This window comes from Tenacibaculum agarivorans (assembly GCF_001936575.1).
GTDB lineage: Bacteria > Bacteroidota > Bacteroidia > Flavobacteriales > Flavobacteriaceae > Polaribacter > Polaribacter agarivorans.
Map to the genome: position 1 here is coordinate 1 of NZ_MSMP01000040.1, position 16,778 is coordinate 16,778.

Genomic DNA, 16,778 nt, shown 5'->3' on the forward strand with positions numbered 1-16,778 from the left:
CCCAGCCATAGCTGGTGCTAAGTTTGTCGTATCAGACATTGGTGACATTTTATCTCCAAAGTAAGCTCCAGAAATTACTGCTCCTGCTATCATTCCTGCAGGAATTCCTAATGCGCTTCCAATTCCTACTAATGCTATTCCCACCGTAGCAGATGTAGTCCAAGAACTACCTGTAGCTATAGAAATTATTGCTGCAATAATTACTGATGCTGGTAGAAAAATAGATGGACTCAATACTTGTAAACCATAATATACCATAGCTGGTATTACACCGCTCACTAACCAAGTACCAGCTAACGCTCCAACTAAAAATAAAATCATAATAGGTACAAAAACACTCTTCCAGTTTTCCCAAACTTCCATAACCATTTTCTGAGCTGAAGTTTTATTATAAAATCCTACAACTGCTGCTACTACACCTCCCATCAATAGAATATATTGATTTGAATAATCTCCCAACCAAGCTCCATCTTTCGCAAAAATATTATAGGCTAATAACCCTACTAAAATGATAACAGGAATTAAAGCTTCCCATATACTCAATTCTTTATTTTGTTGGATTTTTTGATCTTTTATTTTTATCTCAGAAGAATTGTTAGTTTCTTTCATTATTTGATTTTTTCGGAGTGTAATGTTACGATTTTGTTAAGAATCCTACAAGTTAAATACGCTATAAAAGCATAAGGTGTAGCCATATGAAGCTACACCTTACTGTAAAAAAAGACAAATTGGGGGAAAATTATATGGTTTCTGCTTCTTGCATCATAATCCCAACTTCTTCCATACATGATTTCATCATGTTATATGTTCTTTCTATATCATTGTCTAAACCAATAGAGAAACGTATTAATCCATCTGTTAATCCCATTTCTTCTTGCTCTTCTTCAGGAATTTCAGAAGATGTTGATGTTCCAGGTGCTGAAAATAAAGTTTTATAAAAACCTAAACTTACTGCTAAATATCCTAAGTTCTTATGCTGCATTAACTCCATCAGTTCATTTGCTTTCTCTAATGAACCTACATCAATAGTTAACATTCCTCCATAACCATATTCTTCATTCATCATTGAAGAAAATAATTCATGAGAAGGATGAGATGCCAAACCAGGGTATACTGTTTTTAATCCATCAGCTTCAAACTTCTCTGCTAAATACATCGCATTCATACTATGTTGTTTCATACGAATATGTAATGTTCTCATATTCTTTAATATCGATGATGCACGTAAACTATCCATAGTGGAACCTAACAACATACACGCTCCATCATTCACATTTCTAAGATCATCTATAAATTGTTGTGTACCACAAACTACTCCACCTACAGTGTCTGAAGATCCGTTAATGAATTTTGTTAAACTATGAATAACAACATCTGCTCCTAATTGTGCTGGAGATATTGACAATGGTGAGAACGTATTATCTACAACTAATTTTAAGTTATATTTTTTGGCTAGAGATGCCAAACCTTTAATATCTGCTACTTCTAATAAAGGATTACTTACTGACTCACAATATAGTACTTTTGTATTTTCTGTAATTGCTTTTTCGACTACATCTAGTTTTGTGATATCAACAAATGATGTTGAAATATCCAATTTCGGTGTAAAATTCTTTAAAAAAGCGTATGTTCCTCCATAAATTGTTCTACTAGACACGATATGGTCTCCTGACTTACATAACTGTAATAAAACAGGTGTGATAGCACCCATACCTGATCCAGTAACGTTAGCTGTTTCTGTACCCTCCATTTCCGCCAATGCTTCTCCTAAATATAAATTTGAAGGTGACGTATGTCTTGAATATAAATAACAACCATCAGTATTTCCTTCAAAAGTATCAAACATTGTTTTTGCTGAAAGAAAAGTATATGTTGATGAATCTGAGATTGATGGATTCACTCCTCCAAACTCTCCGAAATATTGTAAATCTTGAATTTTATTAGCTGGCTTAAATTTCATTAGAACTAGTATTTGTTTCTTCAAAAAAACACAAAAACTAAATATTATTCAATACCTATAGATTATTATAGATTTTAAATCTAAAAAATACATATTTTAAAATAAAAAAATCTAAATCAAAATAAAAACAAATAACTTTACTGAAATTTTTTCAAAATGAAATTAGATCATATTGACACCAAACTAATTAACCTTTTACAGGAGGATAGTAAACGTACTAACAAACAGCTTTCTTTACTTTTAAATTTATCAGTTACCGCAGTTTATGAACGAATTAAAAAGTTAGAGAAAGAACAAATTATAACAAACTACAGTGCAAAGATTGATCCTCAAAAAGTAGATAAATCATTTTTAGTTTTTTGCCATGTAAAATTAATACAGCACTCTAGAGAATATCTATCAGTTTTTGAAAGTAAAATTTTAAAACTAGATGAAGTTTCGGAATGCTTTCACGTTAGTGGAGACTACGATTATATTTTAAAAATATATGTGAAAGATATGGAGGAGTATAGAGAGTTTATGGTTAACAAATTAACTTCAATCAAATATATTGGTAGTACTCAAAGTTCATTTATGATAGGAACTATAAAAAATTCAACTAAAATTGTTGTATAAAAAAAGCCACTGCATAGAGCAATGGCTTATCATTTATAAAGTACTATTCTTTATCTGTTATGGGTACTAATTCTTTGGTCTTACTATCATTGATCGCCACTGAAGCTTTAGGTTTTTCGATTTTCATTTCTTTTTTCACTTCAGTATCACCATGTTTTTTTGAAGAGTGTCCTCCTAGAATTGGAGCAATTACTAATCCAACTAAACAGGTAAGTTTAATTAAAATATTCATTGAAGGTCCAGAAGTATCTTTAAATGGATCTCCAACTGTATCTCCTGTTACCGCTGCTTTATGTGCATCAGAACCTTTAAATGTCATTTCACCGTTAATCTCTACTCCTGCTTCAAATGACTTTTTTGCATTATCCCAAGCTCCTCCTGCATTATTTTGGAAAATAGCCCACATAACTCCACTCACACAAACACCAGCCATATAACCTCCTAAAGGTTCGGCTCCAAATAAAAGACCAATAATGATTGGAGTAATAATAGTAATTAATCCTGGTAAAATCATTTCTTTTAAAGCTGCTTTTGTTGAGATATCTACACATTTTGCATAATCAGGAGTTCCAGTACCTTCCATGATTCCTGGAATTTCTTTAAACTGACGACGTACCTCTTGTACCATTTCCATAGCTGCTTTACCTACAGATTCCATTGCTAATGCAGAAAAAATTACTGGAATCATACCTCCAACAAATAACATAGCTAGAACATTCGCTTTGAAAATATTGATTCCGTCAATTCCTGTAAATGTAACGTAAGCAGCAAATAATGCTAAAGCTGTTAAAGCTGCAGAAGCAATTGCAAAACCTTTACCTACAGCAGCGGTAGTATTTCCTACTGAATCTAAAATATCAGTACGTTCACGTACATGATCTTCCAACTCACTCATTTCTGCTACTCCTCCTGCATTATCAGCAATAGGGCCAAACGCATCTATCGCTAATTGCATTGCCGTTGTAGCCATCATTGCTGACGCTGCCAGTGCTACACCATAAAAACCTGCTAAAGCATAAGAACCATAAATTGCAGCTGCAAATAAAATAACGGATAAAAATGTAGATTTCATTCCCACTGCTAATCCGGCTATGATATTAGTTGCTGCTCCTGTAGAACTATTTTGTACAATATCTAATACTGGTTTTTTTCCTAAACTCGTATAATAAGCCGTTACTGTAGAAATTAATGCTCCAACTGCTAATCCGATCATACAAGCATAAAATACGTGACGAGAAGGCACTTCTTTTAACCCTTCTCCAAAGTAATTCATTTGTAAAGTTTCTGGTAACATCCAACGAATTAAAAACCAACTTGCGATTAATGTTATTAATATTGAGGTCCAATTTCCTAAATCTAACGCTTTTTGAACCTGAGCTTCTTTAGCTGTATTATCTTTTATTTTCACTAAAAATGTTCCTACAATAGAAGCCACAATACCAACACCAGCAATAACTAATGGTAACAAGATTGGTCCCATTCCGTTAAAAGCATCAGTAAATTGTGATACTGAAGACATATCTCTTATTAAATAATTTCCTAAAACCATAGCAGCCAATACTGTCGCTACATAAGATCCGAATAAATCGGCTCCCATACCTGCAACATCACCTACATTATCTCCAACATTATCTGCTATAGTAGCTGGGTTTCTTGGATCATCTTCAGGAATTCCTGCTTCAACTTTCCCAACTAAATCTGCACCTACATCTGCTGCTTTAGTATAAATTCCACCTCCTACTCTAGCAAATAAAGCAATACTTTCAGCTCCCAAAGAAAATCCAGCTAATGCCTCTAAAGCTACTGTCATTTCATTATAAAAACTTCCTTCTCCAGTAACAAACATCGAAACGAATAACAAAAAGAAAAGACTTAATCCTAAAACTGCTAATCCTGCAACTCCTAGTCCCATTACGGTTCCTCCTCCAAAAGACACTTGCAATGCTTTTGGTAAACTCGTTTTTGCAGCTTCTGTAGTTCTTGCATTCGCATCAGTAGCAATACGCATACCTATATTTCCTGCCAATGCTGAAAAAATTGCACCTATAATAAAGGCAATTACAATAATCCAATGGGTGGTTTCTACAATTTGAGATATAATAAAGAGTGCTATTGATGCTATTATTGAAAATATTAAAAGGAGCTTGTATTCTGCATTTAAAAACGCTAAAGCTCCTTCTTTAATACTTTTTGAAATTGATTTCATTTTATCATCTCCTGCATCTTGTTTCTTCACCCAAGACATTTTGATGAACATAAAAATCAATCCTAAGATAGCCAGTATAACTGGTAAAAACACTGTGTTTGATTTCATAATAGTTAATAATTTGATTAATTTGATGCATTAAATATAACAAAATCAAACTCTAAATAAAAAAAGCTCACCACATAAGTGATGAGCTTAAAAATTATATATTATTAAGAATATTAAATCTTAAAACTTCCTTTTTCGTTGTGTTCACTACTTTGGTAGCGCTCTATACATTTATCAAGAATTGAGTATGCTTCATCTGCATCTCCCCAACCTCCAACATCAACTTTCTTTTTTTCTAAATCTTTATATACCTGAAAGAAGTGTGTTATTTCTTCTTTTCTATGTGGATTTAAATCAGATAAATCATTGTATTTATTCCAAATTGGATCAGAGATTGGTACACATACTAATTTCTCATCTGGACCTTTTTCATCTGCCATATGGAAAACACCTATAGGTTTTACTTCCATAACGCACATTGGAAAACATGGCTCTGCTCCTAAAACTAAAACATCTAAAGGATCTCCATCTAAAGCTAAAGTTTCCGGAATAAATCCATAATCTCCAGGATACATCATTGATGAGAATAACATTCTATCAAAACGAATCTTTTTTAAATCGAAATCGTATTCATATTTATTTCTACTTCCTTTAGGTATTTCTATTAATACATCAACAGTTTGTTTCTCTTTTGCTGTCATATTTATTTCTTTTCTAAAAATCAGGTTGCAAAACTAGGTATAAATTATAGTTTTTGGGTAAAGTTTATAAGTTATTTTTAGGTTAAATTACATTTATAGCCCCGGCTTAATACCAATTCTAATTGCAAATTTTGGCGTAGGTAATGCAATACTATTAGTAGGAGGAGTATAATTACTTCTCCAAATAGCATCTACACGTAAAAAACGAAGATTTCCATAACCTATATTTTCTAACCCAAAACCATATTCATAGTATCCATTAGTTGGCACATTATATCGAATATTTTGAGTTCCTAAAGCATTTACAACAGGATCATTTATATCCCTATTCTTTTGTGAAATGCTTCCAAAGGTAGCTCTAAATGTAAGTAAACTTCTTAGGTTTAGTTTTTTTACAAATGGAATCCTATTTAGTAAAAAACCATTAAAATGATGCTCTAAATGAGTAGAAAAATAAGAGTCTGTTACAAAATCATAAAAATTTAATAACGAGAATGTATTAGGTACTAACGAAAACGACTGGTTGGCAGGAATCGCACTTAATAATGAAGATGGTACTGTACCAAAAACTTTACCTCCTTCTACTGTAGTATCTAATAACCCAAATTTTCCTAATAAAATAGGTTGGTTGTATCTTACTTGGATTTTATCATAATCATGTGTACCATTAAAGAAACCTTTATATCCGTGACGGAAATTAACTACTATAGAAGGAAAAACATTTCTTCCGAAACGTTGTTCTACTCCTAAACCATACACAAATCTTCCTGGTGTAAAAGCTACATAAAAATCTGAAGCAACATCCACAATACTTGATTGACGATTTCCTAAATCATCTAAGTAACTAACAGAGAAGTTTTCTGGACTTGCTGATTTAATTGTAGACCTAGATAAGTTCACTCCTATGTGAAAGTTATTATGAATAGCATAATCAAAATTACTTGCTATTCTTTCCACTCTAGATAGAAAGAAGTTATTACCTCTCGAAAATAATGCTGTAGATCCAAATGTTGATCCTAATAATTGGGTTGTATTTAATAAAGCACTTCCTAATTGTTCTATATCATTTTGATACGCTAAACTCATAGAGATTCTAGGTTGATAAGAAAGTAAATATCGAGCTTCTACTCCATATTTTAAATCCTTATCTTTAAAACCATAGGCTAAGTGTCCAGACATTCTAAAGCGATCATCTTTAGTTTTAAAAGTTCTAAAACCTAATCTAGTTCTTAAACCTTCAACTTCGTTACTTGCAAGTGCCGTCCAGAAAGGCCCAAATTGAGCATTGATGAATGGTAAATTTATATACCCACTAGAAATCGTATTTATAAAACCAGTAAGTCTTTTAATTTCTTTCTTCTTTTTTACGCTACCTATAAGCTTGTAAGTATCTTTATTCTCTTGATCGTTAAACTCCTCCCAGTACTGTTCTGATTTAGTATACTGATCAGGTCGTATCTTTTTAGCTTCAATATCATAAAACTCATCAGAAAAAGACCTTTCCAAGACATAGTCCTTGTAACTTATTGTCTTTTTTATAGCTAACCCTTTATTAGACTCACTTTTATCTAAAAAAGTAAAATCTCCCTCATAAGCATTCTTTACAGGTAAATAAATACTATCTTTTTTAACTTGAAATTCCTTCTCAAAAGTTAATCCTCTAACAAAATTCAAATTAGCTTTTTTTACTACTTCCATTCTTATTTTTCGAAGTGTAAATGCCTTATCAGCAACCCAGAAATTACCTTTAAAAGCTAAATCTTGATCTCTAATAGGAAAGAAATAAATATTGTATAATTTCTTATTGTTATCTACTATACTGTCGTATAAAACATAATCGTATGTAGCAAAACCATCAGTAGATAAAGGACTTACAAAAGATTTATTTAACAATGTAATATTATTCTTAAATACATCTATATTTTGAAATGTTCGAGACATTCTATCAAAAACAAAACCTTGAGCCCCTAATCCTTCGTCTTTTTCCGCTTCAATATCTTCTTTTTCTTTACCTATTTTATTGTTACCATATACCTTAGAAACTTGCTGACTTAAGTAGATAGGCATATAATAATTTACACCATTACTATCATAATCAATTTCTCCTATAGCATCCTCATATTGATCTTTAAATAAACGTTTGATAAAAACCGTATCCAAGTTATTTAAACCTATTTCTATAGTGGTTTGCTTCTTATATTGATAATAATCAACTAACTCAACTCCATTTTTACGTTTACGTTTCCAAATTTCCTGTAAAATTTTATAGGCTGGATTTTCTTTCTTTTTTAGTCTCTTTTTAGGCTTTGTAACAATAATTACTTCTTCTAAAACATTAGAACCTTCTTTTAGCACAATGTTTAAAAATTTTGCTTTGGAAGTGATATTGATTGTTTGTGTTTGGAAACCAACAAATGATACTTCTAGTATTCCTCTCTTCTTTTTCATTTGAAAAGCGAATCTTCCATCATCATCTGTAGTTGTTCCGTTTGTGGTACCTTTAATGTAAACATTTACAAAAGGCATCGGGTTTTCAAACTCATCAACCACTCTTCCTTTCACTACTGTTTGCGCACTAGCAAATAAACTTAGCAAAACTAGTAGTGTAAAAATTCTAATCTTCATAGTTATTTAATAATTAAAATTCTTTTAGCTTGATTAAAGAGCTAAAAGAATTTTAAATCTACTTTGTTAATTTTATAATTTACTTAACGTACATAACGTCTTTCACAGCTTGTATTACATCATTTGCGTTAGGCAACCATTTTTCTAATAATACAGGCGAATATGGTGCTGGCGTATCTGCTGTTGTTATTCTTTTTATTGGAGCATCTAAATAATCAAATGCTTCATCTTGTACCCTAAATGTAATTTCTGAAGCTACACTTCCAAAAGGCCAAGCTTCTTCTAAAATTACTAATCTATTTGTTTTTCTAACAGAAGTAAGAATTGCTTCATGATCCATTGGACGTACTGTCCTTAAATCAATAACTTCTACTGAAATACCTTCTTCTGCTAACTGATCTGCTGCTTTGTATGCTTCTTTAATGATTTTTCCAAAGGAAACTAAAGTGACATCTGATCCTTCTCTTTTTATATCTGCAACACCTATTGGTAACACATACTCTCCTTCAGGAATTTCCATTTTATCACCGTACATCTGTTCTGACTCCATAAAAATAACCGGATCATCATCTCTAATTGCAGCTTTTAATAATCCTTTAGCATCATAAGGGTTTGATGGTACGATAACTTTTAACCCAGGACAATTTGCATACCAACTTTCAAAAGCTTGTGAGTGTGTTGCTGCTAACTGACCAGCAGAAGCTGTAGGTCCTCTAAATACAATTGGACAATTGAATTGTCCTCCACTCATTTGGCGAATTTTAGCTGCATTATTAATAATTTGATCGATTCCTACTAAAGAGAAGTTAAATGTCATATACTCAACGATAGGTCTATTTCCATTCATAGCAGAACCTACTGCTATTCCTCCAAAACCTAATTCCGCTATTGGTGTATCTATTACCCTTTTCTCACCAAACTCATCTAGCATTCCCTTACTAGCCTTATAAGCTCCATTGTATTCCGCTACTTCCTCCCCCATTAAATAAATACTCTCATCACGACGCATTTCTTCACTCATCGCTTCGCAAATAGCCTCTCTAAATTGAACTGTTTTCATATGTTTTATTAAAAGTAGTTGTTTATCAATTGACAAAAGTAAAAAATTAGTGGTAAATAAATACTTTTAAAAACTATAAAAACATACATACTTATAATAATGTAAGACTTTAGATATAAAACTACAGGTGTTATTTTAATTAACTCAGCAAAATTCTAGCTATTTTACCTGTAAATGTCTTCAATTTTTAACTCTCGAGACAGAATAAATTTATTATGCATGCATAATAAATCAAAAAAAATACGTAAATTCGTGCCACAAATTAAGCGTTTAAAATTAACAACATATGAAAATATTAGTTTGTATCAGTCATGTCCCTGATACCACTTCAAAAATTAATTTTACGGACAACGATACCAAGTTTGATACTAATGGTGTTCAGTTTGTCATCAATCCATATGACGAATTCAGTTTAACACGTGCAATGTGGTTTAAAGAAAAACAAGGAGCTTCTGTAACCGTAGTTAATGTAGGTGGTGCTGAAACTGAGCCTACCTTACGTAAGGCTTTAGCTATTGGTGCAGATGATGCTATTCGTGTTAATGCGGTTCCAACTGATGGAATGTTAGTAGCTAAAGAGTTAGCTGAAGTTGTAAAAAACGGAGGGTACGATTTAGTGTTAGCAGGAAAAGAATCTGCTGATTATAACGGACAAATGGTTCCTGGTATGTTAGCTTCTTTATTAGATTTTAACTTTGTTAATGGTTGTGTTGGTTTAGAAGTAGAAGGTACTTCAGCAACATTAGAAAGAGAAATTGATGGTGGTGAAGAGAAAGTATCATCAACATTACCTTTAGTTGTAGCTGGTCAGAAGGGAATAGTTGAGGAAAAAGATTTGAGAATTCCTAACATGAGAGGTATCATGATGGCTCGTAAGAAACCATTAAACGTAGTTGAACCTACAAGTAGTTCTGCTGCAACAAGTACTCAAAGTTTTGAAAAGCCTGCTCCTAAAGGAGATGTAAAATTAGTGGATAATGTAGATGATTTAATCAATCTTTTACATAACGAAGCTAAAGCAATTTAAAGTTTAAAAAATCAATTCATTTTGATAGGTATTATCATAATACACTATCAAATATTAAAAAATTAAAAATATGTCTGTATTAGTTTTTGCCGATTCTTCGGAAGGAAAATTTAAAAAAACAGCTTATGAAGTTGTTTCGTACGGGAAAAAAGTAGCTGAACAGTTAGGAACTAATGTAGTTGCTTTAACAGTGAACGGTGGTGATGCTTCTGAATTATATACTTATGGTGCTGAAAAAGTTGTTGAAGTAAAAAATGACTTAACTTCTTTTAATGCTAAAGGATATGCAGCTATTATTAAGCAAGTAGCAGAAGCTCAAAGTGCTAATGTTGTTGTTATCGATTCTAGTGTTGATGGCTTAACTGTAGCTCCTTTAGTAGCTGTAGGTTTAGAAGCTGGATATGCTTCTAATGTAGTAGAGGCTCCAAGTAGCACTAATCCTTTTGTAGTTAAGCGTAAAGCGTTTTCTAACAAAGGGTTTAATAACACTGAAATTCTAACTGATAAAAAAGTTATTGGAGTGGCTAAAAATTCTTATGGTGCTCATGAAAATCCAGTTTCTGGTACTAGTGAGGCTTTCGATGCTTCATTACCAGAATTAGGTGTTTCTTCTGTTTCTATTGATAAAGCAACAGGAAAAGTTACTATTGCTGATGCTGATGTGGTAGTTTCTGCCGGACGTGGATTAAAAGGTCCTGAAAATTGGGGAATGGTTGAAGAATTAGCTGATGTTTTAGGTGCTGCAACTGCATGCTCTAAACCTGTATCTGATTTAGGATGGAGACCACACAGTGAACACGTAGGACAAACTGGTAAGCCAGTAGCTTCAAATCTATATATCGCTATTGGAATTTCTGGAGCAATTCAGCACTTAGCAGGAGTTAATGCTTCTAAAGTGAAAGTAGTAATTAATAATGACCCTGAAGCTCCTTTCTTTAAGGCTGCTGATTATGGTATTGTTGGAGACGCTTTTGAAGTTGTTCCTCAATTAATTGAGAAACTGAAAGCTTTTAAACAAAGCTAAAAACGATTAAATATATATTGAAAACTCTAGAAACCAATTGGTTTTCTAGAGTTTTTATTTTTTAACATTTAATCTTTCCGTAGTCATATTTTTTATTAAATTGTGGCACCCTAAAGTCAGTCTAATGAAAGACGGCTTTTTTTGTATGAAGACAGATACATGAGCTTAGTAAGATTAACCATTAAAGGAATTTCATATAGCCAAACTCAGAGCGGAGCTTACGCGTTAGTGCTTAGTGAAATGGAAGGAACACGAACTTTACCAATTATTATCGGAGCATTTGAAGCACAATCAATTGCCATTGCTCTAGAAAAAGAGATAAGACCCCCAAGACCTCTTACTCACGATTTATTTAAATCTTTTGCTGAACGATTTTCTATTGGAGTAAAACAGATTATCATACATAAATTAGTAGATGGTGTCTTTTTTTCAAGTTTAATTTGTGAACGTGACGGTATAGAAGAAATTATAGACACAAGAACATCAGATGCAATAGCGCTAGCTGTACGTTTTCAAGCTCCAATTTTTACTTATGAGAATATATTAGATAAAGCTGGAATCTACCTAAAGACTGAAGAAGAATTAGAAATCAGCGAAGAAAGTGATGCTGATGAATATGAGCTGGAAACTGAAATTGAAATTATTAATGAAAATGATTTTTCTTCATTATCTTTAAATGATTTAGAACAACAACTTTCTGAAGCTGTAAATAATGAAGATTATGAGTTAGCTGCTAAGATCAGAGATGAAATTAGTAAACGTTCTTAAAAACACTTAGAAATGAAAAATATATTTGTAGTACTTCTCTCTTTATTATCATTTATTGGTGTTGCTCAAAACTTAGAAAAAAACTGGAAGTTCAAATCTATCGAACAAAATTCTGGTGAATCTATTATTGAAATTAAAGAAGGAGATTATTTTAATCTTAATAAAGGAAAATTCTCTTATTTTTTAACTTCAAAAGATAGCTTATTAGCTAAAGGAAGTTATATTCATCAAAATAACTTATTAATATTTAACTATAACTTACCTAAAGATACTGTTAGGTATTATAACATTGTAGAATTAAACGATAGTATATTAACTATCTCTGAAAAAAATATTAATTATAAGTTTTCTACTAATACAAGCAATACTACTACTGTTGTTAATGCTGAAATAGAGAATAGTTCTAAACAAAATGATCAGTTAATTCCAAGTAAAGGTTTTTCATTGCAAAGTTTATGGAGAGGTATACTAGGTATGATTGTATTAATCGTCATTGCTTTCCTTTTTAGCTCTAATAAAAAAGCAATTGACTGGAAAACTGTTGGTTTAGGTTTAACTTTTCAACTATTAATAGCGTTTGGAGTACTTAAAGTATCTTTGATTCAAAAAATATTTAATGCTATTGGTCAACTTTTTGTTAGTGTTTTAGACTTTACAAGAGCTGGAAGCAAGTTCCTATTTGAAGGCTTAGTTGTAGATATGGATACCTTTGGATTCATTTTCGCTTTCCAAGTACTACCTACAATTATATTTTTCTCCGCTTTAACTTCTTTATTATTCTATCTTGGAATAATTCAAAAAGTAGTAAAAGTAATGGCCTGGACGCTATCTAAAATTTTAAAAATTTCTGGTGCTGAAAGCTTATCTGTTGCAGGTAATATTTTCTTAGGTCAAACAGAAGCTCCTTTGCTGATTAAAGCGTATCTAGAAAAAATGAATCGCTCAGAAATGTTATTGGTAATGATTGGTGGAATGGCTACAGTTGCTGGTGCTGTTTTAGCTGCTTACATTGGCTTTTTAGGAGGAGATGATCCAGTTTTACGACTGCAATTTGCTAAACATTTACTAGCGGCCTCAGTTATGGCTGCGCCTGGTGCTATTGTTATTTCAAAAATTTTATACCCACAAACCGAAGAAATAAATACTGATGTAAAAGTATCTTCAGAAAAAATAGGTTCTAATATTCTAGATGCGATTGCAAATGGAACTACAGAAGGCTTACAATTGGCTATGAATGTAGGAGCTATGTTATTAGTTTTTGTTGCTTTTATAGCAATGATTAATGGAATACTAGGTTGGGTTGGAGATGTTACTAGTCTAAACGAATGGATGGCTGTGCACACTCCTTATGAAAAATTCTCTTTAGAAGCCATTTTAGGTTACATTTTTGCTCCGCTAATGTGGTTGATTGGTGTAGCTAGTGAAGATACAGCTTTAATGGGACAATTGTTAGGAATTAAACTTGCTGCGAGTGAATTTGTAGGTTATATTCAACTTGCAGAATTAAAGAATGTTGCTAGTGCAACTCACCTCACATACAATAAATCTGTAATTATGGCTACGTATATGTTGTGTGGATTTGCTAACTTTGCATCAATTGGTATACAAATCGGAGGTATTGGATCATTAGCCCCAGGTCAGCGTAAAACATTATCCGAATTTGGTATTAAAGCATTAATAGGAGGAACTATTGCCTCATTAATGTCTGCTACAATAGCTGGTATGATTATCGGTTAGAATTAAATAGAAGTGTAAATAAATGTTGGAATCAATAATTGTAATTCTTATTGGCTTTGCTGTCATTGCCATTTTCGATATTATAGGCTCTATACTATCCAGAATATTGGATTTTGAATATGTATGGTTTGCTTTTGGTTCCTTTATTATTTATGGTTTTATCGCCCTATACTTACAACTTTACGGAAGCTTTGTTTCTGCCATAATAGGTTCTTTTATTGTTGGTGCTTTTGATTCAACAGTTGGATTATACATAGCTAAAATTTTCAAAGCAAAAATCTTAGAAAGTGATAAAGAAATTATAAAAATCACACCCAAATTAATAGTACATATGGGAACACTAGCTTCTATTATAGGTGCTCTAACCATTGTAGTATTTAAATAATTTTTATAACAGCTAAAACAACAACATTTTTGTTTTTTCATTATATTTAAAGAACCCGAAAAACCAAATATGATGAAAAGCTATCTACACTATCAAATACCACCTTTCTTCTCAACTAAATTGAATAATGTTTACTTGTTAATTAATTTTCACAGTGAACCAATGAGCACAACATTTTAAACTAAGTGTTTTCAACACATAGCAAGTAACATAAGCTTTCATTAATAAACATCTAAAGTTAGATGTAAACAGTAATGTAAATTAACCTTTAAATATTCATAAAATGAAAACAATTAAAAACCTTAATGGAGTAAAAATCTTATCTAAAAAAGAATTAAACGAAATACATGGTTCTCTTACAGTGTACAGACCTTATTGTAAAGGAACTAACATGTGTTGTGTACGAACTTCTCAGGGAGAGGAATTCTGCGATTTTGGATATTGTATCAATCGTAGATGTATTTGGGCATAACCAATAATTGTAATACTAAATAGAAAACATCAATACTTTGCCAAGTATTGATGTTTTTTATTTTTTATCCTCATCATAAGATCGAAACACCACATAGTGGAGTCAAAACTCCACTTTAAAACAATTACTATTGAACTTTTGTCTAAATTTCTCGTAAACTCTTTAAAACTAAATTAATCATGAAAAATCTAGAAAACTTAAACGGAATTAAAATTCTATCGAAAAAAGAGCAGAGTGAAATTAATGGGACATTTAACTTCAACGGGTATTGTAGAGGTACAGTATGCTATGTTTCTTTACCAAATGTAGGAGAAGTAGCAGTAGGAACTTGCTTACCTCCTCTGTACACTTGTAGATGGCATTAAAAATCTAAAATACACTATTAAATCGAGTTAAATATTATCGTGTTAACAGTTGTTTTATGCTCAGCATAGAGAACAATAAAACTAGTTAGTTAATAACTTACTGAAAACAATTTTAAAAGCATTAATGATAAAAGTTGATGCTTTTTTATTTTTACCAAAATTTTTAAAGGGAATATGCAGCAGTATTTAGATTTAGTAAAACATGTTTTAGCCAACGGTAATGAGAAAGGTGATAGAACTGGTACAGGAACTAAGAGTGTTTTTGGTTATCAAATGCGTTTTGATTTAAGTGAGGGTTTTCCTATGGTAACCACTAAAAAATTACATTTAAAGTCGATAATTTATGAATTATTATGGTTTATAAAAGGAGATACAAATGTTAACTACTTACAAGAAAACGGAGTTCGTATTTGGAATGAATGGGCAGATGATAATGGTGACTTAGGACCTGTTTATGGACACCAATGGAGAAATTGGAATAGTGAAGAAATAGATCAGCTTAAGGAAGTTATAGACACGTTAAAAAATAATCCTAATAGCAGACGTATGTTAGTTTCTGCTTGGAATCCTAGTGTACTACCAGATACTTCTATCTCTTTTGCAGAAAATGTAGCTAATGGTAAAGCAGCATTACCTCCTTGTCATGCTTTCTTTCAGTTTTATGTAGCAGATGGGAAATTATCTTGTCAATTATACCAACGTAGTGCAGATATCTTTTTAGGAGTTCCTTTTAACATTGCTAGTTATGCTTTATTTACAATGATGGTAGCCCAAGTTTGTGGATATGAAGCGGGTGAATTTATTCATACTTTTGGTGATGCACATATATACAACAATCATCTAGAGCAATTGGAATTACAACTTACACGAGATCCAAGACCATTGCCTACCATGAAAATTAATCCTGAAATACAAAACATAGAAGATTTTACATTTGACGATTTTGAATTATTAAATTATAATCCTCATCCACATATAAAAGGGACTGTAGCTGTTTAATTTTTAACGTCGTTTTTGTAAAAGTTTATCTTTTTATTTCTAATAATCTAGTAAATTAGTAGTCAAAACAAATTCACTAAAAATGATCGCAGAAATTGATACTATAAAAGAAGATATTTACGACATTGTTGCAGAAATTGATGACGAAAATGTGTTACTCGCTATAAAGACAATTATTCAAAATATACACTCAAATACTATTGATGAAGACGTTACTGACAAAAGAGATTTAGTCGGTTACATTAAAGAATGGGTTAAAAATATGTAATTTTGTTCTTTTTAATATAATTTATGATAGTTATTATTGCCGCCATTGGTAAAGAAAATGAATTAGGAAAGGATAATGATTTAATTTGGCATTTACCAGCAGATTTAAAGCGTTTTAAAAAAGTTACTTCAGGACACCATATTATTATGGGTAGAAATACTTTTGAAAGTATCGGTAAACCTCTTCCTAATAGAACTAGCATAATTATTACTAGAAATAACAACTATTTCCAAGATGGATGTTTGATAGCTAATAGTCTAGAACAAGCTATTGAGCTAACAAATGGGAATGATGCTTTTATTATAGGTGGTGCACAAATTTATAAAGAAGCCTTAGCTAAAGGATTAGCTGACCGTTTAGATATTACTTTAGTACATCAAAGTTTCGATGCTGACGTGTTCTTTCCTGAAATTGACCAGAGTATTTGGAAAGAAGTAGCGCGTGAAGATTGTATAGCTGATGAAAAAAATAAATACGACTATAGTTTCGTTTCTTATATAAAGAAAAATTAAAAGAGA

At 31.7% G+C, this 16,778-nt stretch carries 17 protein-coding genes; 11 read left to right on the top strand and 6 right to left on the bottom strand.

Going from position 1 to position 16,778, the window contains the following annotated elements; all coding sequences use genetic code 11:
- Nucleotides 1–609: Na+/H+ antiporter NhaC family protein (locus BVC87_RS20195; RefSeq protein WP_317041743.1), on the bottom strand; the 609-nt coding region annotated here is incomplete at its 3' end.
- A 130-nt stretch (nucleotides 610–739) separates the two neighbouring features.
- Nucleotides 740–1,960: an aminotransferase class I/II-fold pyridoxal phosphate-dependent enzyme gene (locus BVC87_RS20200; RefSeq protein WP_075344222.1), complete on the bottom strand. Its 1,221-nt coding sequence runs from the start codon at nucleotides 1,958–1,960 to the stop codon at nucleotides 740–742.
- A 156-nt stretch (nucleotides 1,961–2,116) separates the two neighbouring features.
- Here BVC87_RS20200 and BVC87_RS20205 point away from each other — a divergent pair, with 156 nt between their 5' ends.
- Complete coding sequence (locus BVC87_RS20205) at nucleotides 2,117–2,575, top strand: Lrp/AsnC family transcriptional regulator (protein WP_075344223.1); 459 nt, start codon at nucleotides 2,117–2,119, stop codon at nucleotides 2,573–2,575.
- Between the two features lie 43 nt (nucleotides 2,576–2,618).
- On the opposite strand, the gene BVC87_RS20210 is transcribed toward BVC87_RS20205, so the two are convergent.
- From BVC87_RS20210 to BVC87_RS20225, 4 genes are all read right to left on the bottom strand, one after another.
- Nucleotides 2,619–4,889: a sodium-translocating pyrophosphatase gene (locus BVC87_RS20210; protein ID WP_075344224.1), complete on the bottom strand. Its 2,271-nt coding sequence runs from the start codon at nucleotides 4,887–4,889 to the stop codon at nucleotides 2,619–2,621.
- A 113-nt stretch (nucleotides 4,890–5,002) separates the two neighbouring features.
- Nucleotides 5,003–5,530, bottom strand: coding sequence for an inorganic diphosphatase (locus tag BVC87_RS20215; protein WP_075344225.1), 528 nt, complete (start codon nucleotides 5,528–5,530; stop codon nucleotides 5,003–5,005).
- Between the two features lie 93 nt (nucleotides 5,531–5,623).
- A complete protein-coding gene (locus BVC87_RS20220) occupies nucleotides 5,624–8,155 on the bottom strand; it encodes a DUF5686 family protein (RefSeq protein WP_075344226.1) in 2,532 nt (843 codons plus the stop codon).
- 79 nt (nucleotides 8,156–8,234) lie between these two features.
- Nucleotides 8,235–9,215 (bottom strand): pyruvate dehydrogenase complex E1 component subunit beta, encoded by a 981-nt coding sequence (locus tag BVC87_RS20225; RefSeq protein ID WP_075344227.1) that lies wholly within the window; start codon nucleotides 9,213–9,215, stop codon nucleotides 8,235–8,237.
- A gap of 286 nt (nucleotides 9,216–9,501) precedes the next feature.
- Between BVC87_RS20225 and BVC87_RS20230 the strand changes: the two genes are divergently transcribed.
- The 10 genes from BVC87_RS20230 (at nucleotide 9,502) to BVC87_RS20270 (ending at nucleotide 16,772) form a co-directional block, all read left to right on the top strand.
- Nucleotides 9,502–10,242, top strand: a complete 741-nt coding sequence (locus tag BVC87_RS20230) for an electron transfer flavoprotein subunit beta/FixA family protein (protein WP_075344228.1) — start codon at nucleotides 9,502–9,504, stop codon at nucleotides 10,240–10,242.
- A 70-nt stretch (nucleotides 10,243–10,312) separates the two neighbouring features.
- On the top strand, nucleotides 10,313–11,266 hold the full coding sequence (locus BVC87_RS20235; protein WP_075344229.1) for an electron transfer flavoprotein subunit alpha/FixB family protein: 954 nt from the start codon (nucleotides 10,313–10,315) through the stop codon (nucleotides 11,264–11,266).
- 159 nt (nucleotides 11,267–11,425) lie between these two features.
- Complete coding sequence (locus BVC87_RS20240; protein ID WP_075344230.1) at nucleotides 11,426–12,034, top strand: bifunctional nuclease family protein; 609 nt, start codon at nucleotides 11,426–11,428, stop codon at nucleotides 12,032–12,034.
- A gap of 12 nt (nucleotides 12,035–12,046) precedes the next feature.
- Nucleotides 12,047–13,771, top strand: coding sequence for a NupC/NupG family nucleoside CNT transporter (locus BVC87_RS20245; protein WP_075344231.1), 1,725 nt, complete (start codon nucleotides 12,047–12,049; stop codon nucleotides 13,769–13,771).
- 22 nt (nucleotides 13,772–13,793) lie between these two features.
- A complete protein-coding gene (locus BVC87_RS20250) occupies nucleotides 13,794–14,156 on the top strand; it encodes a hypothetical protein (RefSeq protein WP_143569861.1) in 363 nt (120 codons plus the stop codon).
- A 283-nt stretch (nucleotides 14,157–14,439) separates the two neighbouring features.
- Entirely contained in the window at nucleotides 14,440–14,628 is a 189-nt protein-coding gene (locus BVC87_RS23260) for a hypothetical protein (RefSeq protein ID WP_143569862.1), read from the top strand.
- Nucleotides 14,629–14,807: 179 nt separating this feature from the next.
- On the top strand, nucleotides 14,808–14,993 hold the full coding sequence (locus BVC87_RS20255; RefSeq protein WP_075344233.1) for a hypothetical protein: 186 nt from the start codon (nucleotides 14,808–14,810) through the stop codon (nucleotides 14,991–14,993).
- A 174-nt stretch (nucleotides 14,994–15,167) separates the two neighbouring features.
- Nucleotides 15,168–15,992: a thymidylate synthase gene (locus tag BVC87_RS20260; RefSeq protein ID WP_075344234.1), complete on the top strand. Its 825-nt coding sequence runs from the start codon at nucleotides 15,168–15,170 to the stop codon at nucleotides 15,990–15,992.
- Between the two features lie 82 nt (nucleotides 15,993–16,074).
- Nucleotides 16,075–16,260, top strand: a complete 186-nt coding sequence (locus BVC87_RS20265; RefSeq protein ID WP_075344235.1) for a hypothetical protein — start codon at nucleotides 16,075–16,077, stop codon at nucleotides 16,258–16,260.
- 23 nt (nucleotides 16,261–16,283) lie between these two features.
- On the top strand, nucleotides 16,284–16,772 hold the full coding sequence (locus tag BVC87_RS20270) for a dihydrofolate reductase (protein WP_075344236.1): 489 nt from the start codon (nucleotides 16,284–16,286) through the stop codon (nucleotides 16,770–16,772).
- The last annotated feature ends 6 nt before the right edge of the window (nucleotides 16,773–16,778 follow it).